Origin of the sequence: Aquidulcibacter paucihalophilus, from assembly GCF_002105465.1 — a bacterium.
Lineage (GTDB): Bacteria > Pseudomonadota > Alphaproteobacteria > Caulobacterales > Aquidulcibacteraceae > Aquidulcibacter > Aquidulcibacter paucihalophilus.
The window spans coordinates 24,558-49,950 of sequence record NZ_NCSQ01000051.1 but is presented as its reverse complement, the minus strand read 5'-3'; the positions used below and the strand labels follow the sequence as shown (position 1 = coordinate 49,950).

Below are 25,393 nucleotides of genomic sequence, written 5' to 3'. Positions count from 1 at the left end.
CTAACTGATTTGGGAATCCACTTTGTCCACACGGCCTAGTAACCATATTGGTAGCAAGGGCTAAGCACGTTAGAATTGTGCCTGCACAATTGGTGAGATGGCTACTTGAGGTGGGGTGCGTAATGAGCAAACGTTGGATTAAAGTAGCTGGTGCAGCGTTAGTATTGGGACTGGTTTCGGCCTGTGGCGGTGGCGGCGGTTCATCTGACTCGGGCGGAGGTGGCAGTGTTGTTGTGCCCCCTAGGCCGACAGCGGCAGAGACCTCGCGCTTCTTAATCCAATCGACGTTTGGTCCAACAGAAGCTGAAATTGAGGCAACTCGGAACACAACTTTCGCCGCATGGATCACAGCGCAGCAAGCACTCCCTGTTGGTCCGCTCGCCCTTGACTACCTCAACACGCGGCGGGATCAATTGCGGAACCCACCTGCTCCGGCTATGCCAAATCCATCGGCCGATGTGAGCTCAACGCATTTTTATGAGTATTTTTGGCGCGAAGCGGTTACTGCGCCAGATCAGCTGCGGCAGCGAACAAAGTTCGCACTGTCACAGATCTTTGTGATCTCATTTGCAGATCCGCAGATGAACGTCCGGGGTCTTGGTTCATACTATGATATGCTCGGCCGAAATGCCTTCGGTAACTTCCGCCAACTTCTGGAAGATGTGACGCTTCACCCTATGATGGGTGTTTATCTGACCCATATCGCAAACCAGAAAGAGGACCCTGCTACAGGCCGTTCGCCGGACGAAAACTTCGCACGCGAAGTCATGCAGTTAATGTCCATCGGCTTGTTTGAACTCAATAATGATGGAACCCAAAAGCTCGATAGTTCGGGTAATCCGATTCCGACTTATACGGCCGCGGATATTTCAAATCTCGCGAAGGTTTTCACTGGCTTTAGTTGGTATGCCGCAACGCCGACCAACTCGACCTTTGCGGGCGGTGGACGCAACGATGCATCCTTTGTGACCCCTATGATCGCCTATCCGAATTTCCATTCAACCTCGGAAAAGCGCTTTCTGGGCACGGTGATCCCGGCTTCGGCGACGTCAGACCCAGCTGGTGATCTGAAGATCGCTTTGGACACCATTTTCAACCATCCTAACGTTGGCCCCTTCATTGGGAAACAAATGATCCAGCGTTTGGTGACCTCTAATCCAAGTCCAGCTTATGTAAACCGGGTGGCAAACGTCTTCAATAACAACGGTTCTGGGGTGCGTGGCGATATGGCTGCCGTAGTCCGTGCGGTTTTGTTGGATAGCGAGGCGCGCAATATGTCAGCCGGGGTGGACGCAAACTTTGGCAAGCTTCGCGAACCGATCATTCGAATGACTGGTCTGATGCGCGCTTTGAACGCGACCTCCACAAATGGACTGTGGCCTGTTGGTTCGACCAGCGCATCCACGTCACTCGGTCAATCGCCAATGGCATCGCCATCGGTCTTCAACTTCTTCCGGCCTGGCTATACGCCGCCAAACACGAAGACCGGTTCGCTGGGGTTAGTGGCCCCTGAAATGCAGATTGTCGATGAAGTCACTGTAGCTGGTTATATGAATACCATGCAGACTACCGTTAATACTGGCATCGGCACCAGTAGTGACGTCAAGCTCTCCTATACCAAAGAAATGGCTGTTGCCGCCGATCCTGCCGCCTTGGTAGATCGCGTCGATTACCTTTTGACCTATGGCAACATGACCTCAGCGCGTCGTCAGCAGATCATCGATGCCGTGACCGCAATTACTATTCCGTCAGGCGGCACAACCACCCAAGCGCAAATTGATGCAGCTTTGCTGAACCGATCAAAACTTGCGGTATATCTGACCGTCGTTTCTCCAGATTATATCTTGCAGCGCTAAGGGGGCGGCCATGAAAGATCTACGTCATACACGTCGCCAATTTATGGCAACAACCGGTGCAGTTGGCATTGCAGCGCCTGTGGCAACTGCCTTTGGCATGCAACTTGCCGCGTTTAATTCGGCCGCCAGTCAAACCGCGGGTGGCTACAAGGCCCTAGTTTGTATCTTCCAATTGGGTGGCAACGACTCTAACAATACAGTCCTTGCATCTGATACAGATTCTTGGAGCCGATACTGGGCGGCGCGAAACACTGGCTCGGACCCAATTGCGCTAATGCCTGTGGGCACAGCAGCAGCGACGGTCGGCTCAACTTCGCCAGTGACCGGCCGTACGGTAGGAGCCGGTACGCCAGAGGCATGGGGTGGCATCTTGCCATTCACCCCCAAAACCCCTCAGGCTATTCCAGCCGGTACGAATGCAACAACTCGCACCTTTGGCTTCCACCCGATGCTTGCCCCCCTTTTGCCTATCTACTCAGCAGGACGATTGGCGGTCATCGCAAATGTCGGTTCACTTGTGGAGCCGGTTACCAAAGCTCAATACCAAGCTCGAACTAAAAAGCTCCCTGCAAACCTATTCTCGCATAATGATCAGCAAGCCGTTTGGCAGGCCGGCCTTACTGAAGGAGTTCGTACCGGATGGGGTGGTCAGTTTGGCGACTTGATGGCTTCCAGCAATGGTGCCAACAGCTTGTACACGGCGATGTCTACTGCCGGGAATACAGTCTTCCTTTCAGGGCGGACGGTCGTGCAGTATCAAGTTTCAACCGGTGCAACACCCGCGGTTGTTGTGAATGCGGTCGGCGGTACGACACTATTTGGCTCAAACCAAGGTCCTGCAAAGATGCGGGAGATCATCCGTGATACCGGTTTTGTCGCGAACATGGGATCTGATCATGCCACGATTGTTGGCCGCTCGCTTGATGCCTCGGTCACGCTGAATTCAGCTGCTACTGGACCCTTGGTTGCAGCGATTCCGACGCCACCGATTTATCGCAATCCAATCACCAACAATGTCGAAACCAATTCTTTGTCGGTCCAATTACAGACTGTAGCTCGTATGATTGCTGCAGCACCTGCCCTTGGCCTTCGCAGACAAGTCTTTTTTGTGGCCGTTGGCGGTCACGATAGTCACGACTTCCAAAACACGGCTCAGCCAAATAATCTGAGCAAACTGGCGAATGCTATGGCAACTTTTGATGCGACTTTAGCCAATATTGGTGGCGTTGATATGCGCAGCTCAGTAACGACGTTCACGGGATCAGATTTCTCGCGGACTTTCAATACAAATGGCGATGGTACTGATCACGCTTGGGGCGGGCACCATTTGGTGATGGGTGGTGCGGTGAATGGTGGCGACATGTATGGCCAGTTCCCAACCGTTGGGAGCGACTTGGGTACTTTCCGGAATCCCGACCAAGCTGGCAATGCCCACATTCCTACCACATCAGTTGATCAATACGCCGCAACTTTGGGAACATGGTTTGGTGTTTCGAATACAGACTTGGCTGTCATTTTCCCGAATCTAAAGAATTTCTCCAGGCCAAATCTCGGATTTATGACCTGATCTTGGGGCGCCGAAATCCTTCTAAGGGGCCGCTTCTTGATGTCGAGAGGCGGCCTTTTAGTTGGTCTTCTCCTGACGCAATTGTGTCCAACGGCTTTCGCCGCCATTTAGCATCGCTTTGAGATAGGCGGCGTTTTCCGAAGCTACCGCTGGCGGCAAATCACGGGTCGCCAAGCGCTCACTTTCCTCAAAGCGGCCTTGTAGTCCTACGACCAAGGCTAGGTTTTGTCGGGCTTGTGGGGGGGCTAGTGGACTATGATTAGCCCGCCTCAGCATCTCTTCTGCGCTTTTCAGGTCGCCGGTCATTGCAATCGACAAGCCATAATTGCTGAGGATCGTAGCGTCTTCTGGCGACAACTTAAGGCCTGCCTCATAGGCTGTGGCCGCAAGGTCAGGTCGTTCTAAACGGTCATAGACGACACCCAATGCAGATTGCAGGCTCGCATCCTTTGGACTTAGGGAGATGGCTTTTTGTAAAGCCTGGAGCGCGGGCTCGTTCTCACCGCCCGCAACAAGGCCAAGGGCCAAGGCGCTCCATAACTGTGGGCTCTCGCCTTTGACTTGCAGACCCATAGCTGCCAATTGCACGGCGCGCTCCGCAGAACCAATCTTCCGTAGCGCAACCGAACCCTCTAGTGCAGCTTCTGCATCAGCTGGATTTTTTTGAAGTTCGCCCATCCAAAAGCTTGCTTGATTTATCAGGTCGAGGCTGCGTGCTGCCTGCCTTTCTTTGGCGGACGCTGGTTTTGCCGCGGCAATTTCCTGTGCAGTTGTTGCCTTTACTGCAGCGGTACCAGTTACAGCATTCTTGATGCCTGGGCTTACCGGTGCTCCATTAGCCGTCGGCGTCTTTGCACTGGCTTCAGATTTTTTGCCGAACAAGGGGAAGGCTTGAGCAGGCGAAATGCCAAGAAAAATCAATCCAAAACTTGCCCCGATCAGGGCCGCGGGTAGGCGATGAGCGCAAATGTGGAACGACATGGTGAAAGCCTCACGAATCACTGGAGCTAAGCATTGGTCAATCTTTGTTAACAAACCCTCAAGTGACCCAATTGGCCATCGGAACTAAGCGCTTTTCAGGAATTGAAGATCAGCCTAAAGAAGCGCCATGCATCCAAATATTGCCTCTCAAGACGCCCCCTTCATCCCCATTTATACTATCTCGTCTTCAGAGTGGCCGACTTATCTCGAAGGCAAGTCTAGCTCGCAGGCTGCTCTTGCAGCATGCCATGAGTTTCGGGCGCAAGCGGGGCGAGTGCTTCTTGTTCCGGCTCCGGATGGCTCTTTGGAGCGGGTGCTCTTTGGGCTTGGTGCGAGCCTCGATGCAGGGGTCTTTGGGGCTTTGGCTAGTAAACTGCCTGCAGGTGACTATCGGATAGTCTCGCCGATTCCAAAAGATCAAGGCCACGCGATTTTGGTCGCTTTTTTGTTGGGGACTTATGTCTTTGATCGCTATAAGCGCAAGGATCATAGGCCAGCCCGCCTGATCCCGCCGGCGGGGGCTGATATTGACGCCGCGAGCCTGACCGTCAGTGCGGTCAAACTGGGGCGCGACCTTGTCAATACGCCGCCAAACGATATGGGGCCTGACGCTTTGGAGGCTGTGGCGATCTCATTGGGCGAAAGCCATGGGGCAGAGATTGAAGTGATCCGAGGCGAGGCACTGATCGCGCAGAATTATCCCCTTATACACACGGTGGGGCGAGGGGCAGCCCAAGAGCCGCGCCTAGTGATTCTGCGGATAGGCAGGAAAGATGCTTATCCTCTCGCCCTAGTCGGAAAAGGGGTGACGTTTGATACCGGCGGGTTAAATCTGAAGCCCTCTTCCGGCATGGCACTAATGAAGAAAGATATGGGCGGCGCTGCTTGTGTTTTGGCTCTCTTTTCTTCGCTGGCAAGTTCCCGTCTTGATATACGTTTATCGGTCTATATCCCGATAGTTGAGAACTCAATGGATGGTAGATCGTTTCGGCCCAGCGACGTGATTCGTGCCCGAAATGGCTTAAGTGTTGAGATTGACAATACGGATGCTGAAGGCCGACTTATCTTGGCAGACGCTGTGACGCGTGCAAGCGAAGATGGCAATGCGATGATTTTGGATATGGCGACCCTTACTGGTGCCGCGCGTGTGGCCTTGGGGCCAGAATTGCCGCCGTTCTTCACGGAGGATGACGAGTTAGCCGCATCGCTGAACGAAGCAGCGGCACTTACAGGCGATCATTTGTGGCGCATGCCCTTGTGGCGGCCCTATGAAGACGATTTAGATAGCTCAATTGCCGATCTGAAGAATTCGGGTGGGCCTTTTGCAGGGGCGATCAATGGTGCGTTGTTCATCTCAAAATTCGTCGCCGTGAACGAGCACAAACCTATCTGGGCACATTTCGACGTCTATTGTTGGAACCCCAAGGAAAAGCCAGGTCGGCCGCAAGGCGGCGAAGTTCATGCAGTGCGAACGATTGAAGCGATGTTACGGAAAAGATTCGGTTAAATTCAGAATTTCAGTTTCGTCGTTAGTCTGACAAGCAATTGAGTTCAAGGGGACTCTTTCCACAAAATGCAAATCGATTCACCTAAAGGCGTCGATAGCACAGTTGCGTTCAGACACGGCCTTAGGGGTAGAAGTTGGATCAGTTTCCTCGACTCAATAAGCAAGCGCTTGGCTTGTGGTTGGACGTCACCTGCCGATCGGTACAATCTGATGGGCCTGATCTGACCGCCCGTCAGACGGCCCTCATGCTGACGGTCTATCTTGAGCCGGGGCCCCATACCGTTCGTGCTCTAGCCCAGGGGCTTAACGTGGGGAAACCGGCGATTGTGCGGGCGATCGATACGCTACAGGAGGCAGGCTATGTTGAGCGCCGACCAGATCCGGATGACCGGCGCAATGTCTTTGTGGTTGGAACGAGAGCAGGCGCAGAGCGTTTGTCGACATATGCAGCCGCCATCGCCCGTGGTATCGCTGAAATCACCCAAGTTAGCCGGACAGGATCGGCAGATCACATTAGCCATCAAAACGCCCAGCCAAAAATGGCATGATGAGCAACGTTTATGCTTGACCCCAATCTGAATCCCTATCGAAGTGACCTGGCAGCCTCGAAACTCAAAGGTATTGTCGAATCTGCTCGCTATGTTGACCCGATTCCACATCAAGTGAGTGCCGGTGTCGCGCCATTGCGCAAAGTTCCAGAGCCAGATGGCGAACAATTGAGCCAAGCACTTCATGGTGATGTCGTTGATGTCTACGAAGAACGAGGGGGTTTTGGATGGGGCCAAATGCGGAGCGATGGCTATGTTGGCTGGTTTGATATGGCTGCTCTGTCCGCGCCAGTTTTGGTAACGTCCCATAAGGTTAATGTGTTGCGTACCTATGCCTTTTCAGCGCCGACTGCTCGGGCAGCTCCACATTTCCTTTTGAGCCTCGGCGCACAGGTGACCATCAAAGCTGAGCATGAAAATGGCTTTGTTGCAGTTGAGCGCGCGGGCTGGATATATCAGGCTCACTTAGCGCCACTGTCGCAGGTTGCCACAGATCCCGTGGCGATTGCAGAGCAGTTCCTTCATGCGCCGTATCAATGGGGTGGCGTTGAGAGCTTGGGCCTTGATTGCTCAGGTCTGATTCAGACTGCTTTCAGGGCAGCAGGCATCGCGTTGCCGCGTGATTCCTACATGCAGCGCGAAGTTGGCAAAGCGGTCCGTTTTGATGAAAGCCTAACGGGCCTTCAGCGGGGCGATATTGTTTGCTGGAAGGGGCATGTCGCCTTGATGACAGACGAGACCCACATACTGCATGCTAATGGCTATCATATGGCAGTAACGCATGAGCCCTTGGCAGCGGCGGTTGACCGGATCGGCGAAAGCTATGGTTCAATTCTAACCATCCGTCGTTTGGGCAATTAGGCACAAAAAAGGCCAGCGCTAAGCTGGCCTTTCTGGTTCGATGCCGGCTATCGCCTTAGAGGTGATAGGCGCGTTCTCCATGCTCAGCGATGTCGAGGCCTTCCTCTTGATCATCCACAGAGGCTTTAAGGCCGATCGTGTATTTGATGATGAAGAAGACGATTGCCGAAGCAACTCCCGACCAAGCAACCGTGACCAGTACGCCTTTCAACTGATTCATAACTTGCTGGCCCATATCATATGGCAGCGCAGGGCACACAGCGAGGATTTTGCCGGCCTCATCGAAACATTTGGTGTAGTCGACAATGCCTGCGCCACCCAAGGCTGGGGAAACCACAATACCTGTTCCGATTGCACCAATAATGCCGCCAATGCCGTGAATGCCGAAAGCGTCCAAGCTATCATCATACTTTAGCGCCGACTTCACGACCGAGCAGAAGAAGATACAGGCTGGCGAGACTACTAGGCCAAGGATCAGTGCACCCATGGGGCCAGCAAAACCAGCAGCTGGGGTTACAGCCACAAGGCCTGCAACGATCCCCGACGCTAAGCCAAGCATGGATGGGCGTTTGCGTGTCACCCATTCATAGATAACCCAACTGAAGCCGGCGGCTGCGGTGGCAATAAAAGTATTAGCCATTGCCAAGACGGCATAATAGTTGGACTCGAGGTTCGAGCCTGCGTTGAAGCCAAACCAGCCAACCCAGAGAAGGCCCGCCCCGATAAAGGTCATGACCAGAGAGTGAGGTGGCATCGGCTCATTCCGATAGCCTGCACGGGCACCCAGAATGATACAACCAACCAAAGCTGCGATCCCAGCATTGATGTGCACGACAGTACCACCAGCAAAATCGAGGGCTCCAAAGCTCCAGATCAATCCTGATGTATAGCTGTCACCTTGCGCTGAAGCAGCTGCCAGGCCGTCTGGACCGGGCCACCACCAAACCATGTGTGCCATTGGATAATACGAAAGAAGAGGCCAAAGAACGGCGAAAACCACAACAGCTGCGAATTTCATCCGCTCAGCTACACCACCCAAAACAAGAGCCGCAGTAATGGCCGCGAAAGTCATTTGGAAAACAACGAACACCAATTCAGGGATATATACACCCGTAGAGAAGGTGGCGACGAGAACTGGGTTGCCATCCGCGTCGAGGCCAGCGCCATTGAGGAATAAGCGGTCAAACCCTCCGACGAAGCTGTCGATTTCACCGCCCGATGTGAATGCGAGACTATAGCCCCAAAGCATCCAGGTAATCATGCCAATTACCATTACGGTGGACACCTGCATCAGCATAGACAGCATGTTTTTGGCGCGAACTAAGCCGCCATAAAACAGGGCCAAACCCGGAATAATCATCAGTAGAACAAGCAGCGTTGAGACCATCATCCACGTGATGTCGGCCTTGTCGACAACCTTTTCTGGCAAAGTTGCTACGAGTTTGGCCGCAGCAGGGGCCGCTTCGGCGGCCGGTGCTGCAGCAGCGGCGACTGCATTGGCTGCGTCTTGCGCGTGGGCTGGTGAAACTAAGCCACTTCCCATTACAAAAATCAGTGCTGCTAGGGCTGCAAGCCCAGCTCTTACCAGCGCTTCGAAGCCAAGCTCCGGTCGTGTGCGTGTTGCGATACGTGTCACGTTCGTCGTGCTCCCCACAAGGTTTGCGATCTTGAGCTCAGAATTAGCCCAGTCTCCATCCAAGCCGCAGCGTTAGAAATCGGGCACTTCTGGGCAAGTGTCGGCCTGCCGCTTCCGCGCAATCGAACAGATTAGCTCAAAATTTGAGCATAGAACTGGAGACGTGCTCGCAAACAGGGCAGAGTGCGCTGTGCAGAAATTAGGCGAACATGCAAGTAAGGACACTCTCAGGCGCTACTCTGACCGCTTGTCCCAAATTCAGGCACGAGGGTGGGCATTTGAAAACACGGCAATCATATGGCTCGGGTCGACCTCCATGTAGCGTTGGGTTGTCGACAAGGAAGCGTGGCCCAAAAGTTCCTGAATGGCGCGCAAATCACCACCCGATTGCAGCAAGTGAGTCGCAAAAGCATGGCGTAAAGCATGTGGCGTAGCAGAATCGGGTAACCCGAGCTGCCTGCGTAACTTTGCCATGCTCGCTTGGACAAGCCGAGCGCGAAGCGGACCACCTCGCGCACCCAAGAATAATGGTCCTTCTGATAGGATTGGATACGGGCATAATCTCACGTAAGCAGCGACCGCGTCGCGCGCGACCGGTAGTGTAGGCACAAGTCTCGTCTTCTGACCCTTGCCCACAATGCGTAGTGTTGAAGATAGGGGCAACTCCCCTCCACGCAGCCCAATGGCTTCTGATATGCGAAGGCCGCAGCCGTAGAGTAGGGTCAATACCGCCGTATCCCGAGCGCCAATCCAAGCTGCGTCGACGTTTTCAGCCAAATCGATCAACTCGAAGGCCGCGTCACTGCTTACTGGACGTGGGGGTGAGGGTTTGATCTTCGGGCCCCGTACAGAGCTTATGCTTGTATTAGCCATGCCCAATCGCCTGTCCAGAAAGGAAAAATAGGACCGGATCCCTGCAAGAGCCCGAGCCACTGACCGGTCACCAAGAGGGGTATTGGCCTGTCGTCGTCGCGCCAAATAAGCTCGCAAGTCCGAGGCCAATAATTCTGACAGGCTAGCCAAATTTAAACCTTCGCCGCGATGCTGTGCCAAAAAGGTGAAGAAGGCATCGACGTCGCGTTGATAGGCTTCAAGCGTATTTCCTGCGAGCCGGCGTTCGTGTTTCAGCCAGTGCAACCACGCAAGGCGAGCTTGACTTAGGGCCTCGCCCTCATCAGGAAATTCTTCGGCTCGACGAGGGCCTTCGCTCACAGCAATCCGTCAGCTGCGAAGCGCGTTAGAACGCGCTCCAGCACACGGGCAAAGAAGGTAACGAGCTCGCCGCCATGGTCAGGCCTGAATGCATCGGGGTCACGGCTGGCAATAGCCAAGATTGCCAAACGGCGCGTCGGTCCAAATTCCAATCGAGCCAGCGCCTCCGAGTTTACCAACTCGCTGCGATCCCCGTAAAGCCAAGTACGTGACCGCTCGACCGGACCTAGGATTGTCGGTTGATGGGTTGGTACCAAGCGTTCAATTGCGGAGCCCACTTTATCAAGAGCTTGGCTGGCGGCGTTGGAGTCGGAGACAGCCAAAACACAGACGTCGGCCGCAAGAGCGAACGCCACGTGGCCCGAAAGACGCTCATTCAGATCTTCGGGATCTTGGCTATCCAGTACTGCCAAAATAGCCTCTTGAACACGGATTTGGGCTTCATAATTTGCACGTGCGGTTTCAACAATGGCGGCGAACCGTGAGCGGGCTGCTCGGGTCTCCCGTAACATGCGCTCGCGAGCCAAATCGGCAATTGCAATCACATTTCCGGTGCTCGGCTCAGCCGCGATGCGGTTCAATAACTCTGTGTCTTCGCGCACAAAGCTTGGATTTTGCATCAAGAAATCGCGGATCAGATCCAAATCGAGTTCTGGTTCGGCAATGAGAGCGGCGTCTTGGTAGGCCATAAGTGGGCAGGATCCGGGACAGGGTTACGTATGCGAAGAGTTTGACGTGAACAAGGTGAACACGCGGTTACGGAAATCGCACAATTGCACATATTTCTGCACATTGTGCAGTAACCTTGGTCCTAAACCAAGCTTTCCTTGTCCGATCGACTATAGGCCTTTTGACTCCAGCCAGTCGCAAATGTCTGCGGTCACGACCGCAGTTTTGGGCTCATCGATAATCCAGTGGGCTGCCCCATCATATTCACGGTAATCCCCGCCAATCCGGGCGTATTTTTGGGCCACTTTGCGCACAGCTTGAATCACTGTTGCGCGATCCTGAACTGCACCAATGGTTAGGATCGGGCATTCGATCGCGTGCTCGTTGATGACGGCCACCCGATGTGGGTCTGTCGTCGGCTTCCCTAAGTGCTGATAAACAAGGCCGGAGTCGTATAGCGCAGATGCATAGATCTCATCATGACGCTCTGGTGCGACCATATTGAGTACACCCCAGCGAAAGCCAGTTTTCCAGACTTTATAGGATAGCTTTGGATCGCCCCTTAGGACCACATTAGCAAAGGTGAATAAGACGCGCAGATCCTGAACTTGACAGTCGACTGGTTGTGCTGGTGTGATCAAAATCGCAGCTTTTCCAATGCCTTGTTCTGCCATTTTCTGAACAATCAGGCCACCCATTGAGTGGCCCATTAAGATCGGTTCTTCGCCCGTCGCGCGTTCAATGGCCATTGCTTCGGCTTTTGCAGCCTCAACATAATCATGCAAGCCAAGTGTGGAGAGCTGACCCGTAGGATTTTCTTTGACCCGGAATTGGGGGTAAAGCGTGGGGGCATAAGGTGTCCAGCCTTTAGCCCGCAGGAGGGGAGACATAGCGGACCAAGCGTCACCTCCGCATCCAACCCCGTGAATCATCAGAATTGGCTTTTCCACCTGCAATCTCCGACCGTTTCGACCAAAAGGTCATGCCACAAAAAGCTAGGCGGCAGCAAGGTGGCCAAAGTCCTGCACTATCCGATTGTAAACCTCTCGCTTAAACGGCACGACGAGATCTGGAAGCGCTTCCAAGCGCTCCCAACGCCACGCATCAAACTCAACTTGTTTGTGCGCGTTCAGTTTTACATCGCGGTCAGAGCCCAAAAAACGAAGCGCATACCAAATTTGCGCCTGCCCTTTGTTGCGGCGAAACTTCCCGCGTTGCATTTCTGGTGGGAAGTCATAGGTCAGCCACTCGGTTGTATGGCCGATAATCGACACAAGATTCGGACCAATGCCAGTTTCTTCGCCCAGTTCCCGAAGCGCTGCAGTTTCAACATCCTCGTTGCGGTCAATTCCGCCTTGTGGGGCTTGCCATGCATGTTGGCCGTTAAAGCCACGCCGCTTGCCGACCCATACCAACCCCCGCATGTCAAACAACAAAATGCCGACATTCGGCCGATAGCCTTCTGGTGGAGCAGGGATCGTTTCTATACTCATGATGTAACCGCGGATGCTGGCGCTAGGATAAGCCCCCGTCGGGCTGCATCTTTCGCCCACCGCGCAATTTGGTCAATGGTTACACTATAGGCAACCCCAAAGCCGAGGGCCGCCCCCCTTTGAGTCGCCATGGCCTCAAGGGCACCGAGTTGTGCTGCGATGTCATCGCTTGAGGGTCTTTGGTCGATGAGTCGATCGGCTTGTGCATTACGGAGCCCTGCAGAACTGGCCGCCGCATCGAGTTGTGAAGCAGAACCATCTGCTATGAAGGCCACGCCGCGTGAACGTAACTGCCGCATAAGGGCGCTACTCGATTCATTTGACGTCGCAAACTTACCACCGAGGTAATTAGTGATGCCAAAATAGCCACTGGCGCGCGACAACAAAAATTCAAGTCGTCTCTGGTTCTCATCAGCGGAGGCTGTGGTCAGCAAGGTATGCGGGCCTGGATCGTTTTCTGGATAGTCGAAAGGCTCCATCGGAATTTCAATTAAGACTTCGTGGCCATTCGCACGCGCTTTATTGATCCAACCCTGCAAGTTTTCCGCATATGGCACAAACGATAGAGTCACTTCTGCTGGCAATTCATCAATGGCGCGCTGAGTAATCCTCGCATTGAGCCCGAGGCCACCAACAACTAAAGCAACCTTTGGCCTACCTGTGTCAGAAAAGGGTTTGCGATACACATCAAAGACAGTTCGATTACCGGTCCCAATGATTGGTAACAGGCCACCAGGTCCCTGTTGGTGGACGCCAGCAGCCGGGGCTTGCGTCAAGGGAGCACCTACTTGTCCGCGATAGACTTGAACGCCTCCTTCGGTGCTTGGGGTACCAAATGAAGGAGCCAATATCCGAGCAGTGCCGGATACAGTCGGTATTTGTGCAGCCGAGGCCGCAGTTGCAGCTCCCGTCACCGTCGGGTTTTTGGCTTCTGCAGCCAGGCGCATGGCTTCTGCCTCGCTGATAGCTTGATCTGCCGCACTGGGCGATTTCGGCGGCGGCGTTCCGGGCAACCAAGGCGACATGGCACCATCCGGCAGGCGCCAAGGTAACCAACCCATCACCATGCCTTGAGTCGCAAGGTCAATTTTTGGTTCCATGCTTGCCGTCGCAGGCTTTGCTGTCGCTGGATCATAGCGCGGCACTTCGAGGATGGCGCTGGGCCCGGCATCTTCTTCATTACCCAAAACTTGGATTGCAGCTGCACTCAAGCCCAGCGCCAAAAACAGGGCTGCAAGGCTCAAGCCGGTGTGCTTGAGACCAATGGCCAAAGGTTTAGCATTTAAAGTCTGTGTAGCTGCCATGATGCAGAGAGATCCAGTTCGGCCTGATTCACTGACCTGCATCGGTTAACGATTCAGAAACATCGGCGTGCGGCCGCTGAATATCTTGTTTGTTTCGCAGCTTATCTCGAATTAGACTTAGCTGGACCAGCGTGCAAAAATCGCAGTCGGTAGCAGCCGACTAGACCCACGCTCCGGGATTGCCATTTCACCAGCTTCGCGTTGACCTGCTCGATCACCAAGCGCTGCCGCCAATCCATTATCAAGGGCCAAAAAGCTCAGGCGAACCGCATAAACGGTTGCTACCAGAAAAAGGGAATCGTCTTCGAGCAACTCAACGCAAGCTGACAAGAGGCGGTCTAACCCCTCTTCCAATTTCCAGATTTCGCCGGTCGGTCCACGGCCATGCTTTGGCGGGTCTAGTATGATCCCGTGGTATTTGTTGCCGCGGCGGATCTCACGCTCGACAAACTTCAGCGCATCGTCAACGATCCAACGAATTGGCCGATCATCAAGGCCGGCAAGGGCTTGGTTTTCACGTGCAAATCCGACTGCCTTTTTGGAGGCATCCACATGAGTAACGTTTGCTCCTGCCTTCGCGCAAACAAGACTCGCTATCCCAGTATACCCGAATAAATTCAGTACTTTCGGAGAGGGGGCTTTGGAGCTTTGCGTGACACGTGCTTCAATAAGGTCGCGGCACCAACGCCAATGCACAGATTGTTCTGGAAACAGGCCTAGATGACGAAATGGGGTGCACCGAGCGTGGAACCTTATGCCTCCCCAAGAAATGGGCCAAGTCTCAGGGACACGCCGGACAAAGCGCCAACGCCCCATTTCCTCAGTCTCTTGACCAGAAAAGGCTGCGTCATAGACCCACTCTCTTTCGCTGAGGCGCCGCGGCCACAGAGCCTGACTATCTGGACGGATAAATGTATATGGACCGAATCGCTCGAGTTTTTGGCCATCGCCAGAATCGATTAGGGCATAGTCAGACCAATCATCCGCCGTTAAGATCGGCGCTAGGCGAGTTGGTGTGTATTTCACTTGGCTTGTCGGTTTCTGAGCCATCTAATCGCGGGCTCCTTTAAAGCCTTTTTGTCGCCAGATTTCGTAAGTTGTCACCGCCGTTGCAATTGCAAGATTAAGGCTGTCTGCGCGCCCTGCCATAGGAAGGCGCACCAAAGCATCACAAGCGGTTGCCCAAGAATCTGGAATGCCAGATTGTTCATTTCCCATCAAAAGAACTGTCTTAATGCCAAAGTCTGTTTCGGTGTGGCGGGTTGAGCCTTTAAGAGTGGTCCCCGTCATTTTGAAGCCCTGCACTTTACGCCACGCATCAAATTCCACAAAGTTTGCCCTAGTTACGGGTGCGGAGAAGATCGAGCCCATGCTGGCGCGGACCGCCTCAATCGAAAACGGATCACAGCTCTCTTCCAGCAGCACAATTCCGCCACCACCAACTGAGTCTAAGGTCCGCAGAATTGTCCCAAGGTTGCCGGGATCACGGATCCTTTCCAACGCGATAATCAATGGGCTGGCAGCCAAATCTGTCAGCGCTGTATAGCGTTGACGGAATAGGCCTAAAACGGACTGGGCATTGTCGCGCTTTGCCACGGCTTCAAGCACGCGATCAGAAACACGTGCTACTCTAGCGCCGACCCGAAGGGCCTGTTGAGCAAGGGATTGTACGGCCGGCCGCGACTCTGCAGCAGCGGAGAACAAGAGCGCTTCCAGGTCCCAACCCAAGTCAAGTCCTTCTCCAACGTGGCGCGCGCCTTCAGCCAGAAACAAGCCAGACTCTGTTCTCGCCTTCTTGCGGTCAAGCGACTTGGCCAATTTGACCAGATTGTTCTGCGGGCTTGTCACGTCTTGGATCATGTCTTCCTCATAGCGTGAGATTGCCCCAATGGGAGAGTGAAGTCCGAAAAATGCTGTGTTTTTTGCACGCCAGACGCGAGTGCACTTGCTTTCCAGCGCCGTTGAATTGAAGATGACACCTCTATTATTCAATCATGAAGCCACGCGAGTGCTTTTCTTTCACTTGACTTGTAGCTTCAAAAACTGAAACGGCAAACAAAGCATGCTTAATCCAAAGAATTGCTGGCCAGTCTTTGTGCTTGGTGCCTTAGGTTTGGCAATTCTCACTTGGGTGGGCCATCAACGGATGGTGGTTTTGCAAGAAGAAACACGTTCGATGGCTCAGGAAAGCTTGGATAAGTCTGGTTTTACTTTTGCGCGAGCAGAAACATCCGAAGAGCGTCTGATGATTAGCGGTTACGCGGTAGATAAGGCGACCGCCGATGCCGCCTGTCAGACCGTGGTGGAAGCTGTAAAGGATCGCGTTTCTCTGCCTGGTGTTTTTGCTAAAATTGACTGTCGTGGCGTCAGCTATCCCGGCTCAGCAGTGATACGTTCACCCTTGCCGACCATCCCTGAAGTAGCCGTAGCGGCTTCCGGAAAGCCTATCGGGCCTAATTCTCCGCAAGCACAAGTTACTTGTCAAAGTCGTCTAGCCGAAGCCGGCAAAAGTGGCGTCATTCGCTTTGAGAAGGGCAGTAGCCCCTTGCTTGCTGGTCAAGAAGTCCTTGACCGCGTTGCCGTCGTTGTAAAAGAGTGTTCGAGCTTTAAAATTGAAATCGGTGGCCATACCGACACGGGGGGCGCGGCCGATCTCAATCAGAGTTTGTCTGAGCAGCGCGCAAATACGGTCCGCGACTTTTTGATATCAAGGGGTGTAGCTGCTGACCAAGTCATTGCCAAGGGATACGGCGAAAGCCAGCCCTTGGTGAATGACTTCCCGAATGGCAATGGCGATACTCCCGGTCAGCCAGATAGCCCATTACGGGAACAAAACCGTCGAATCGAATTCAAAATCATTGGGTCGAGCTAAAGACCCATTCACCCTTCTCACGGAAGGCAAGGACCAAAGCCATGTTTCTGTTAAGTCAAATGCTTCTGATCGTGCTGGTCTCGGCAGCGATTGGCGCTTTTCTGGCCCGCGTGCTCAATCTCTGCAATTGCAACACGGAGGAATTACAAGAAGAGCTTCGTATTGTCCGCGACGAGCGCGATGAGTTGAAGCGACAGGTTACCGCTGGAGCGGGCTCGATACTCGCGGACGCAATAGGGACGCGCAAAGCGGCAGCGCTCGAAGCTGAGTTGGCTGAACTCCGATCTCGCGCCGATGAATTAGCCGCTCAAAACGCGAAGCTGCGCGAAGGGGACGGCGTGGGTGAGGATGTCGCTGCGTTGAAATGGCGCAACAAATATCTTGAGGCCCGCGTCTTGTTTTTTGAGGGTAGAGATGCCGGTGGCAGCGTTGAAACGCCGCCGATGCCAGAGCAGATGACTTCGACAAAACGCGTTCAGGAACCGAAAGCCATTCCCGTGGCCTTAACCGCCGCCGCTATTGAGCCAGCAAAGCGCGGAAGAAAGAAAGTTGAGCCGATAGTTGAGGCCATTGCGGAGCCCGTGGTGGCTCAAGAGCCTGTGGTGTCAGCGTCTGCGCCTGTCAAAAAGCAAAAGGTGAAAGTTGTCGCGCCGCTCCCACCACCCCCACCACCAGAGCCAATAAGTAATTCGAACTTTGTTCCATCGCCATTGGCCGCTTTGACACCCGTGGCTTTGGAGGAGGCAGTAAGCTTGGCAGGACCCGGCAAAGCTCCCCCGCGATCGCGTCGTCGCGCCAATCCAGATGACCTCTTGTTGATTGATGGGGTGGGGCCAAAGAACAAGGCATGGCTTAATGACCAAGGTATTTATTACTTCTATCAGATCGCCACGATGAATATCGATCAATTGGCTTGGTTGTCCAAGAACCTGCCAACGTTTGGTGCGCGGGTGTATCGTGAAAACTGGGTCGCCCAATCTGTCAGATTGGCTCGTGGAGAACCCTTACGCTAAAGGTTACCCCCTTAAACAAGTAGTTCTCTGACATCGCTTAATCGACCTGTGAGGGCAGCGGCCGCTGCCATTGCAGGAGAGACGAGATGAGTGCGCCCATCTCGGCCTTGGCGGCCTTCAAAATTGCGGTTCGAAGTCGATGCACAGCGTTCAAAAGGCGCAAGTCTGTCTGGGTTCATGCCCAAACACATCGAACAACCCGGCTCTCGCCACTCAAAGCCAGCCGCCAAAAAAACTTCGTCCAAGCCTTCTTCTTCGGCTTGATGTCGTACGAGCCCGGATCCTGGCACGATCATGGCGCGAACACCTTCTGCCACTCGTTTACCGCGAACGAGGTCAGCCACCACTCGTAAATCTTCGATTCGAGAATTGGTGCAAGATCCAATAAAGACACGCTGCACAGCTAGCTCAGTCATTTTCTGCCCTGCTTCAATACCCATATAGGCCAAGGACCGCCGCGCGGTTTCCCGCTCGATTGGATCACTAAATTGCTCAGGGTCTGGGGCCACTCCATCGATCGCCACTACCTGCTCCGGGCTTGTGCCCCAAGTCACGAGGGGAGCGATACTTTCGGCCCGGATCTCAATTACGCGATCAAAAACCGCATCTTCATCACTGCTAAGCGTTCTCCAGAAGGATACAGCTTGATCCCAAGCGCCGCCCTTAGGTGCAGATGGACGGCCCTTCAAGTAGGTGAAGGTAACTTCGTCGGGTGCGACGAGGCCAGCTCGTGCACCTGCCTCAATCGCCATATTGCAAAGCGTCATCCGCCCCTCTGCGGATAAGCCGCGGATTGCTGAGCCGCGATACTCGATTACATGACCGGTCCCGCCCGCGGTTCCGATTTTGGCGCAAATGGCCAACGCGATGTCCTTTGCGCCAACACCCGGTGCAAGTGTTCCCTCAACCACAACCGCCATGTTCTTCATTTTGCGGGCGCGCAAGGTTTGCGTCGCCAGCACATGTTCAACTTCGCTGGTGCCAATGCCATGAGCGAGCGCACCAAATGCACCATGTGTCGAAGTATGACTGTCCCCGCAGACTATTGTCATCCCGGGTTGAGTGCGGCCTTGTTCGGGTCCAACGACATGGACAATGCCATTGCGGATTTCGCCCATTGGGAAGAACTCGATCCCATGCTCGGCAACATTGCGGCTTAGGGTTTGTAATTGCAGACGTGCCTCTGGATCAGCAACAGCATCCACCCCTGCAGCTTGGTTTTCTGTGGGCGTATTGTGATCGGCGACGGCTAAAGTCAGGTCAGGGCGCCGCACAATACGGCCTGCGGCCTTCAATCCTGCAAAAGCTTGTGGGGTCGTGACCTCGTGGATAAGATGTAGATCGATGTATAGAAGCGAAACACCGTCCTCGGCCGTGCCGACAACGTGATTATCCCAAATTTTGTCATAAAGTGTCTTTCCCATACTTTGCCGCTTAGCGCACTTTCCCATTTCTCCCAAGTCGCTTAAGCCAGTCGGATGACACGTCTTTCAGTTGCCACTTGGAACATCAATTCGGTTCGCCTGCGCGCAGGGCTGGTACAGCGCTTCGTTGAAGAATATCGCCCGGATGTCTTGTGCTTGCAGGAAATCAAGTGCCGCAATGGCGAGTTTCCGTCTGCCGCCTTCACAGAGATGGGCCTCCCGCACCTACATATACGCGGGCAGAAGGGCTGGCATGGTGTTGCGATTGCTTCGCGACTGCCCCTAGAAGCGGCCGAACAGCCTGCCTTTTGCCGCCACGAAGAGGCACGTGTCGCTTCCGTGAAAGTTGCGGGTGTCACGATCCATAATCTGTATGTTCCTGCAGGTGGCGATGAGCCTGATACCGAGATGAATCCGAAATTTGATCATAAGCTATCGTTTCTGGATCGGATGGAGGCCCATTATGCTGCGCGCAAGAGCTCTGATCCATTAGTGGTGGTTGGCGACTTGAATGTCGCACCCGGTGAACATGATGTCTGGGGCCATAAGCAGTTGCTGAATGTTGTCAGCCATACGCCAGTTGAGACTGAAGCTATCGGACGGATCCTCACGCGCGGTGGGCTTGTGGATTTGGCGCGGGTTGTCCATCCGCCGACTGAGAAAGTGTTTTCATGGTGGAGTTATCGATCCCCGGATTGGACCAAGAATGATCGTGGTCGCCGATTGGATCATATTTGGGCCAATACCGACTTTGCATCGCGCTTTATTCGAGAAAGTTTTGCCATTCACAAAAATGCACGGGCATGGGAAAAGCCCAGTGACCACGTCCCCGTCGTGGCTGCATTCGAGGTTTAGCAAAAATGGCGAAGCGACAAGGCTCGGGCATGTTTGTGCCGCTCATAATTATCGGTGCCACCATTTTTGGGTTGGGAGCCTATCAGGCCACAAAGCCAAAATCTATAGACATAAATCCCACCTTCCAAGCCATTGATAATCCTCGAACCATGCAAGCCCCTCCGCCGCCTCAGGCTAGCAAAGACGCTGCACAGTTGGCAGCTGAAGAGAGTGCCACTGAAGGTAAAGCAGAACCAGCCCAAGACTTCGAAAGGACGTTAAGGCTAAAAGACGCCCCTTGGCTGAAAGCTATCATGGGTGGCGTCTTGGGCGAGTTTCGCGGCACTGTAGTGAAGGCACTTCAAAAGGAGCAGGCCATTGGCAACCTCAATTGCAGCCCGGTTTTGACGAAGGCTTCCGAAGCGAAGTTAAGTGCTTTGGAGGAGGTGAGTTGTACTGACAGGGAAGGTGCTGTTTTCACGGGCCAGTTCGATCCCGACGGCGAAGGCACGCTGGAGATTAAGTCACAAGATAAAGAGGTCATCACGATCGAAAAGTCTGGTGGCAAGTTTAGCATCACCGTCAATGAGCCCTAAAGCGCGATCGCCAACATTCTAACCAGGACAACACCAATGAAGAAGTTTACGAAATTGGCTGCCCATGCAGCGCCCCTTCCAGTGGCCAATATCGATACCGATCAGATCATTCCAAAGCAGTTTTTGTCGACCGTGGAGCGCACAGGGCTATCGCGTGGTTTATTCTTTGACATGCGATTTCTGTCTGACGGATCTCCAAACCCCGACTTTGTTTTGAACCAGCCAGCCTATTCCGGGGCCAAGATTCTGATTACAGGGCCTAATTTCGGCTGCGGCTCCTCGCGGGAACACGCACCATGGGCGCTTTTGGATTACGGGATCGAATGTGTAATCTCCACCTCTTTTGCCGATATCTTTTTCAATAACTGCTTTAAGAACGGCGTTCTTCCTTTGGTTTTGGAAGCCGCGCAAGTCGATGCATTGATGAACCAAGCCAATGGTCAAAACGCGCGATTTGAAATTGACCTCGCCGCCCAGACCTTAACTGCGCCAGATGGGAGTGTTTACCATTTTGAGATCGATCCAGGTCGAAAAAAGTCTTTGCTAGAGGGGTTGGACGAAATCGGACAGAGTCTGATGCAGCACAATCAAATCTCGGAGTATGAACATAAAAGAAAGTTAATGACACCTTGGTTGGGCTGAAGTCCCTAAAAAAATTAGATTAAATGCTTTTCAAATTGATTCATATCTGCTTAACTTCTGTTACCAGTTCGTTAATGGTATCAGCGAGAGGCAGATTTCGTGCTCGATCAATTCTTCGATCCAGGCTTTTTGAGCGCCTTGGCCGCGGCTATTGGGCCGTTGGCGGTGTTCGTTGCCCCGACTGAAGAGATTGAGGCCATGATCTTCGACTCCTATGCGAGTGAAGAAGCCCTGAAATCAGAAGAAATCGGCGTCGGTGCGGCCGAACCCACCGTGCCAGCGGGCTACCGCGAAGCCGCTTAAGCGATCCCTCTGCATTCGCCCGTGACAGGCACGCATTTCGTGGCTATGGGCGGTGCATGACAAACAAACTCCTTCTATTGCCCGGTGATGGTATTGGCCCCGAAGTAATGACTGAGGTTGAGCGTGTGCTCGATCGATTAATGTCTCGGCATGGTCTCAAGCTTGATGTTGAAACAGCTCTGTTTGGAGGGGCGAGCCTCGATGAAGAGGGCGTTCCAATTACCGATGCGGTGGTGGCAACGGCTAAGTCTGCCCAAGCGGTCCTGATGGGGGCCGTCGGTGGACCAAAATGGGCGTCCGTCGCCCGCGATTTGCGCCCTGAGATGGGCTTGCTGCGCCTTCGAAAGGAGATGGATGTTTATGCCAATCTTCGTCCTGCCTTGTGTTTTGCGGCCTTGGCCGATGCGTCTGGCTTGAAGCGACATTTGGTCGAGGGTCTGGATATTGTCTTTGTTCGTGAACTGACCGGCGGGGTCTATTTCGGCACACCGCGTGGGATCGAGACTTTGGCGGATGGCAGTAAGCGTGGCTTTGACAATCAGGTCTATACCAGCGCCGAAATTCGCCGCGTCGCCCGCGTTGCCTTTGAGCTTGCACGCAAGCGTTCCAACAAAGTGACAAGCCTTGAGAAGTCAAATGTGATGGAATCTGGCCTGTTATGGCGTCAGGAAGTTACGGCCTTACATGCGAGTGACTATAGCGATGTCCAGCTTGAACACATGTATGCCGATAATGCGGCCATGCAATTGGTGCGCGCCCCGCAACAATTTGATGTTCTGCTGACAGACAATCTGTTTGGCGATGTGCTGTCTGACTTGGCAGCTGCTTGCACGGGCTCCATCGGCCTTTTGCCATCGGCGGCGCTTGGGGATGCTGGAAAACCCGGTCTTTACGAGCCAATCCATGGCTCGGCACCCGATATTGCGGGCAAAGGTCTCGCGAACCCGGTCGCCGCGATCCTTTCCTTGGAAATGGCGCTGCGCTGGTCTTTAGGCGAAGTGGGCCTCGCGGACCAATTATACCGTGCTGTTGAGGCTGCTCTGAATAATGGGGCACGCACGGCTGATCTGGGCGGAAGTTTATCGAGCACCGACATGGGCACCGCAATCCTCGCGGCGCTATAATTCAAGCAGCGGTCGGCCCCGACCTTCCACTGGCTAACCAAAACGAGCTCGCTTTTCACGCGGTGCCGGCCCCATACATTTGACTAAAACAAGCCACTAAGGCCGAAAAAATGATGTTTTATGGCATAAGATGCCCGCAACTGTTGCTGATTGGCCACTAAGGCTAGTCAACGAGATAATTTTTCACAGAACACACCTTCCCAGAATTTGATATACTCTTTACACAAATGTCATCATCCGTGATCCGGTCGTATGCATGTGCGGCGGGGACCACACTCCAAAGAGGAAGACCATATGACACAGCGCTTACTTTTGACTGGTTCTGCCGCCCTGATGGCCCTCGCAATTGCGATGCCCGGTACTTCCTTCGCCCAAGCTGCATCGGACACGGAAGCAGATCGTTCCAAAGTTGAAACCATCATTGTGACGGCTCGTAAGACGCAAGAATCGTTGATCTCGACACCTGTTGCTGTGACTGCTGTCGGCGCTTCGGACGTCTCGCGCCTGAACATTCAGGCAATTGACGACCTCGCACGCTTCACCCCAGGCCTGTCCTTCTCAAAAGCCTTCGGGCGCGCAACCGATCGCCCAGTGGTTCGCGGTGCAGCATCTATCTTGGCAGGTACCCAGCCTGGCGTAGAAGCAGGTACCGCCTACTTCGTCGATGGCGTGTACTACCAAGGTGACATTTCTTCCATCGATTTGGCCGACGTAGCCCGCGTGGAAGTGATCAAGGGGCCGCAATCGGCACTTTATGGTCGTAACACCTATTCGGGTGCCATCAACTTCATCACTAACAGCCCAGGCACTTCTTTGAAGGCTGGCGCAACCTTGTCGATTGGCACGCATAATGAGCAGACTGCGAACTTGCGTTTGGCAGGTCCGATCACGTCTTGGTTGTCGGGTGGTCTAGCTGCGCGCTATTACACTTATGACGGCGAGTGGGGGAATTCGGCTGCACGTGATGATAATCCACTCGGCTCAGAACAAACCAAGTCGGTTAGCGGCGTTTTGGAGGCCCGCCCTGTCCAAGGCCTCACGCTGCGCGCTCGCGTTGTCCATGCTGAGGACGAAGATGGTCCACGCGCGTTCGGTTTCCAAGCGTCGAGCAAGAATAACTGCTATCCCGGCTATCGTTCGAACGCCTATCGCGGGGCCGCGGCCACCACTGACAACAATCCAAACCAATGGTTCTGCGGCGTCATCAAGGACACGGGCGTTTACTTCCAAAACACCGGTGGCGGTGGTACGCGCCCTGCAGCCCCCTTCTTGGGCGTTGAGCGCGACCTGACCTTTGGCTCATTGATCGCTGATGTCGATCTGCCAAACGACTATACCGTCAATGTCAGCTATGGCTTCCGCGATGAAACGCTGAAGACAGGCTCGGACTCTGACTTCTTGAACGGTGCGTCCTTCCCCCAAACGCTTGGTGCTAATGGGATCATGGCTTCCAACTCTCTATTCGGCAGCTCTGGTTCGACTGAGTCCAAGGACATGTCATTGGAAGTGAAGCTCTCTTCGCCGCAAGACAAGCGCGTCCGCTGGATGTTGGGTCTGTATGGATACAGCCTTGATCAGACTGGATTTTCGATCGACTTTGCGGTCGACGCCGGTGCGGCGGCTACCCCTGTCAATGGCGTCATCATGACGCAAAAGAACCTGACTAACTCCACCTCGAACGGCGCTATCTTCGGCCGCTTGGGCTTTGACATTACAGAAACCCTTTCATTGGACCTTGAAGCCCGTCAGCAAGCTGAAACGCGGTCAACTCAGAATTTTTGTGCTGCCGTAAGAACGAGCCCAATTGTAGCCCCAACCTGCACGGGCTTTGTGAGTGGTGCAAACGTCGCGGGCGTGCCAGTTGGCGGTTTGACCTATGACGACACCCGTACATTTGATTCCTTCACACCGCGTGCTACCCTGACGTGGAAGCCCAATGAAGATCAAACCATCTATGCCATCTATGCTGAGGGTACAAAGCCAGGAGGCTTGAACGGTACTTTGGGCATTGCGAATGGTTTCCCCCAGTTCGAGCCTGAAACTTCGACTAACTACGAGATCGGCTATAAGGCTCGCTTGTTTGATGGTCGTGGGACCTTGGCGCTGTCAGCCTATGATACGAAAGCTGACAAGATGCAGCTCACCACTGCGGTATCGGGTTCGTCAGGCGTGTTGACTTCAATCGTTACCAACCAAGGCAATGCTGAGATTAAGGGCTTTGAAGCGGATTTCCGCTTCCGTGTGACTGATAACTTGGGCTTCAGCGTGAATTATTCTCACATTAGCACGGAATTCACTGAAGGCTGTGATGAGTTCCAATATACGCTGACTTCTGGCGGCTATCAAATTGGCACGACCTGCACCACGACCCGTCGTGTTGCTGGTTCGCCAAACCCACCGGCCTTGCCAAACGGTTCTGTCGTGCCGCTTCCAGGCGCAAATGGCTCGATCGTGGGCGCTAAGATTCCCTTGGTGCCTGCTGACCAAGCCAGCTTCAACATCGACTATTCCCGTCAATTGGGTGCGAATCTGGAATTGTTTGCTTCGGCCGACCTTTCTTATGAAGGAACCAAATATATCCAAGTCCATGGCGGCGCAGAAACCGGTGAAACTACCTTGGTTGGTGGCCGCGTCGGCCTCAGTGGTGAGCGTTGGAAATTGTCGCTCTGGGGCAAGAATTTGACCGACGAAGACTCGATCCCCATCGCTACGCGTTGGTTTGATGTGTTCCAAGGTTCAGCCGCTGCCGCTGGCCTGTCAGGCGCTGCGGCATCGGGTATCGACACTGGCAGCCCACGCGCCTTCTTCTTTATGCCACGCCGCGGTCGCAGCGTTGGCTTGGAACTGAAGGTCAATTACTGATCTCAGGCATGACCTAGCAGCATTTAAGCCCGGCGCTTCCCGCGTCGGGCTTTTTTGTTATCATTTCCAATTTTCTGAGACTTTATACC

The 25,393-nt window shown here is 53.9% G+C and carries 23 protein-coding genes; 13 read left to right on the top strand and 10 right to left on the bottom strand.

What is annotated here, in order from left to right; genetic code table 11:
- The first annotated feature begins 122 nt into the window (after positions 1 to 122).
- A complete protein-coding gene (locus B7364_RS04465; protein ID WP_085338730.1) occupies positions 123 to 1,856 on the top strand; it encodes a DUF1800 domain-containing protein in 1,734 nt (577 codons plus the stop codon).
- A 10-nt stretch (positions 1,857 to 1,866) separates the two neighbouring features.
- A complete protein-coding gene (locus B7364_RS04460) occupies positions 1,867 to 3,423 on the top strand; it encodes a DUF1501 domain-containing protein (RefSeq protein ID WP_085338729.1) in 1,557 nt (518 codons plus the stop codon).
- 57 nt (positions 3,424 to 3,480) lie between these two features.
- Here B7364_RS04460 and B7364_RS04455 read toward each other — a convergent pair whose 3' ends face one another.
- Entirely contained in the window at positions 3,481 to 4,404 is a 924-nt protein-coding gene (locus B7364_RS04455; protein WP_157893485.1) for a tetratricopeptide repeat protein, read from the bottom strand.
- Positions 4,405 to 4,531: 127 nt separating this feature from the next.
- On the opposite strand from B7364_RS04455, the gene B7364_RS04450 reads away from it, so the two are divergent.
- The 3 genes from B7364_RS04450 to B7364_RS04440 all read left to right on the top strand — a co-directional run bounded on the left by B7364_RS04450 (position 4,532) and on the right by B7364_RS04440 (position 7,320).
- Positions 4,532 to 5,911, top strand: coding sequence for a leucyl aminopeptidase family protein (locus tag B7364_RS04450; protein WP_085338727.1), 1,380 nt, complete (start codon positions 4,532 to 4,534; stop codon positions 5,909 to 5,911).
- Between the two features lie 134 nt (positions 5,912 to 6,045).
- Positions 6,046 to 6,459, top strand: a complete 414-nt coding sequence (locus tag B7364_RS04445; protein ID WP_085338726.1) for a MarR family winged helix-turn-helix transcriptional regulator — start codon at positions 6,046 to 6,048, stop codon at positions 6,457 to 6,459.
- 12 nt (positions 6,460 to 6,471) lie between these two features.
- Complete coding sequence (locus B7364_RS04440; RefSeq protein WP_085338725.1) at positions 6,472 to 7,320, top strand: C40 family peptidase; 849 nt, start codon at positions 6,472 to 6,474, stop codon at positions 7,318 to 7,320.
- Positions 7,321 to 7,375: 55 nt separating this feature from the next.
- Here the strand turns inward: B7364_RS04440 and B7364_RS04435 are convergent, their stop codons facing one another.
- The 8 genes from B7364_RS04435 to B7364_RS04400 all read right to left on the bottom strand — a co-directional run bounded on the left by B7364_RS04435 (position 7,376) and on the right by B7364_RS04400 (position 15,494).
- Positions 7,376 to 8,956, bottom strand: a complete 1,581-nt coding sequence (locus tag B7364_RS04435; protein WP_269798760.1) for an ammonium transporter — start codon at positions 8,954 to 8,956, stop codon at positions 7,376 to 7,378.
- Positions 8,957 to 9,214: 258 nt separating this feature from the next.
- Positions 9,215 to 10,168, bottom strand: a complete 954-nt coding sequence (locus B7364_RS04430) for a tyrosine recombinase XerC (RefSeq protein WP_085338724.1) — start codon at positions 10,166 to 10,168, stop codon at positions 9,215 to 9,217.
- A complete protein-coding gene (locus tag B7364_RS04425) occupies positions 10,165 to 10,857 on the bottom strand; it encodes a DUF484 family protein (RefSeq protein WP_085338723.1) in 693 nt (230 codons plus the stop codon). Before B7364_RS04425 ends, B7364_RS04430 begins: the two co-directional genes overlap by 4 nt.
- A gap of 150 nt (positions 10,858 to 11,007) precedes the next feature.
- Positions 11,008 to 11,787 (bottom strand): alpha/beta hydrolase, encoded by a 780-nt coding sequence (locus B7364_RS04420; RefSeq protein ID WP_198534031.1) that lies wholly within the window; start codon positions 11,785 to 11,787, stop codon positions 11,008 to 11,010.
- Positions 11,788 to 11,832: 45 nt separating this feature from the next.
- Complete coding sequence (locus B7364_RS04415) at positions 11,833 to 12,330, bottom strand: RNA pyrophosphohydrolase (RefSeq protein ID WP_085338722.1); 498 nt, start codon at positions 12,328 to 12,330, stop codon at positions 11,833 to 11,835.
- Positions 12,327 to 13,634 carry a divergent polysaccharide deacetylase family protein gene (locus B7364_RS04410; RefSeq protein ID WP_157893484.1) on the bottom strand — a complete coding sequence of 436 codons (1,308 nt, stop codon included), beginning with the start codon at positions 13,632 to 13,634 and terminating at the stop codon, positions 12,327 to 12,329. Before B7364_RS04410 ends, B7364_RS04415 begins: the two co-directional genes overlap by 4 nt.
- Positions 13,635 to 13,751: 117 nt before the next feature.
- Positions 13,752 to 14,450, bottom strand: coding sequence for a class I SAM-dependent methyltransferase (locus tag B7364_RS04405; protein WP_332835070.1), 699 nt, complete (start codon positions 14,448 to 14,450; stop codon positions 13,752 to 13,754).
- A gap of 234 nt (positions 14,451 to 14,684) precedes the next feature.
- The gene (locus B7364_RS04400; RefSeq protein ID WP_198534030.1) at positions 14,685 to 15,494 is read right to left on the bottom strand and encodes a TrmH family RNA methyltransferase; all 810 of its coding nucleotides are present in this window, start codon (positions 15,492 to 15,494) and stop codon (positions 14,685 to 14,687) included.
- Between the two features lie 202 nt (positions 15,495 to 15,696).
- Here B7364_RS04400 and B7364_RS04395 point away from each other — a divergent pair, with 202 nt between their 5' ends.
- Positions 15,697 to 16,506 carry an OmpA family protein gene (locus tag B7364_RS04395; RefSeq protein WP_085338720.1) on the top strand — a complete coding sequence of 270 codons (810 nt, stop codon included), beginning with the start codon at positions 15,697 to 15,699 and terminating at the stop codon, positions 16,504 to 16,506.
- Between the two features lie 41 nt (positions 16,507 to 16,547).
- On the top strand, positions 16,548 to 17,519 hold the full coding sequence (locus B7364_RS04390) for a hypothetical protein (protein ID WP_085338719.1): 972 nt from the start codon (positions 16,548 to 16,550) through the stop codon (positions 17,517 to 17,519).
- Between the two features lie 11 nt (positions 17,520 to 17,530).
- On the opposite strand, the gene leuC is transcribed toward B7364_RS04390, so the two are convergent.
- Entirely contained in the window at positions 17,531 to 18,943 is a 1,413-nt protein-coding gene (gene leuC / locus B7364_RS04385; RefSeq protein WP_085338718.1) for a 3-isopropylmalate dehydratase large subunit, read from the bottom strand.
- Between the two features lie 54 nt (positions 18,944 to 18,997).
- On the opposite strand from leuC, the gene xth reads away from it, so the two are divergent.
- The 6 genes from xth to B7364_RS04355 all read left to right on the top strand — a co-directional run bounded on the left by xth (position 18,998) and on the right by B7364_RS04355 (position 25,304).
- Positions 18,998 to 19,798, top strand: coding sequence for an exodeoxyribonuclease III (xth, locus tag B7364_RS04380; protein ID WP_085338717.1), 801 nt, complete (start codon positions 18,998 to 19,000; stop codon positions 19,796 to 19,798).
- Positions 19,799 to 19,827: 29 nt separating this feature from the next.
- A complete protein-coding gene (locus tag B7364_RS04375; protein WP_157893483.1) occupies positions 19,828 to 20,373 on the top strand; it encodes a hypothetical protein in 546 nt (181 codons plus the stop codon).
- Positions 20,374 to 20,409: 36 nt separating this feature from the next.
- Positions 20,410 to 21,015 carry a 3-isopropylmalate dehydratase small subunit gene (leuD, locus tag B7364_RS04370; RefSeq protein WP_085338715.1) on the top strand — a complete coding sequence of 202 codons (606 nt, stop codon included), beginning with the start codon at positions 20,410 to 20,412 and terminating at the stop codon, positions 21,013 to 21,015.
- Between the two features lie 99 nt (positions 21,016 to 21,114).
- Positions 21,115 to 21,318: a hypothetical protein gene (locus B7364_RS04365; RefSeq protein WP_085338714.1), complete on the top strand. Its 204-nt coding sequence runs from the start codon at positions 21,115 to 21,117 to the stop codon at positions 21,316 to 21,318.
- Positions 21,319 to 21,374: 56 nt separating this feature from the next.
- Positions 21,375 to 22,442, top strand: coding sequence for a 3-isopropylmalate dehydrogenase (gene leuB, locus B7364_RS04360; protein WP_085338713.1), 1,068 nt, complete (start codon positions 21,375 to 21,377; stop codon positions 22,440 to 22,442).
- Between the two features lie 294 nt (positions 22,443 to 22,736).
- Positions 22,737 to 25,304 carry a TonB-dependent receptor gene (locus B7364_RS04355; protein ID WP_198534029.1) on the top strand — a complete coding sequence of 856 codons (2,568 nt, stop codon included), beginning with the start codon at positions 22,737 to 22,739 and terminating at the stop codon, positions 25,302 to 25,304.
- The last annotated feature ends 89 nt before the right edge of the window (positions 25,305 to 25,393 follow it).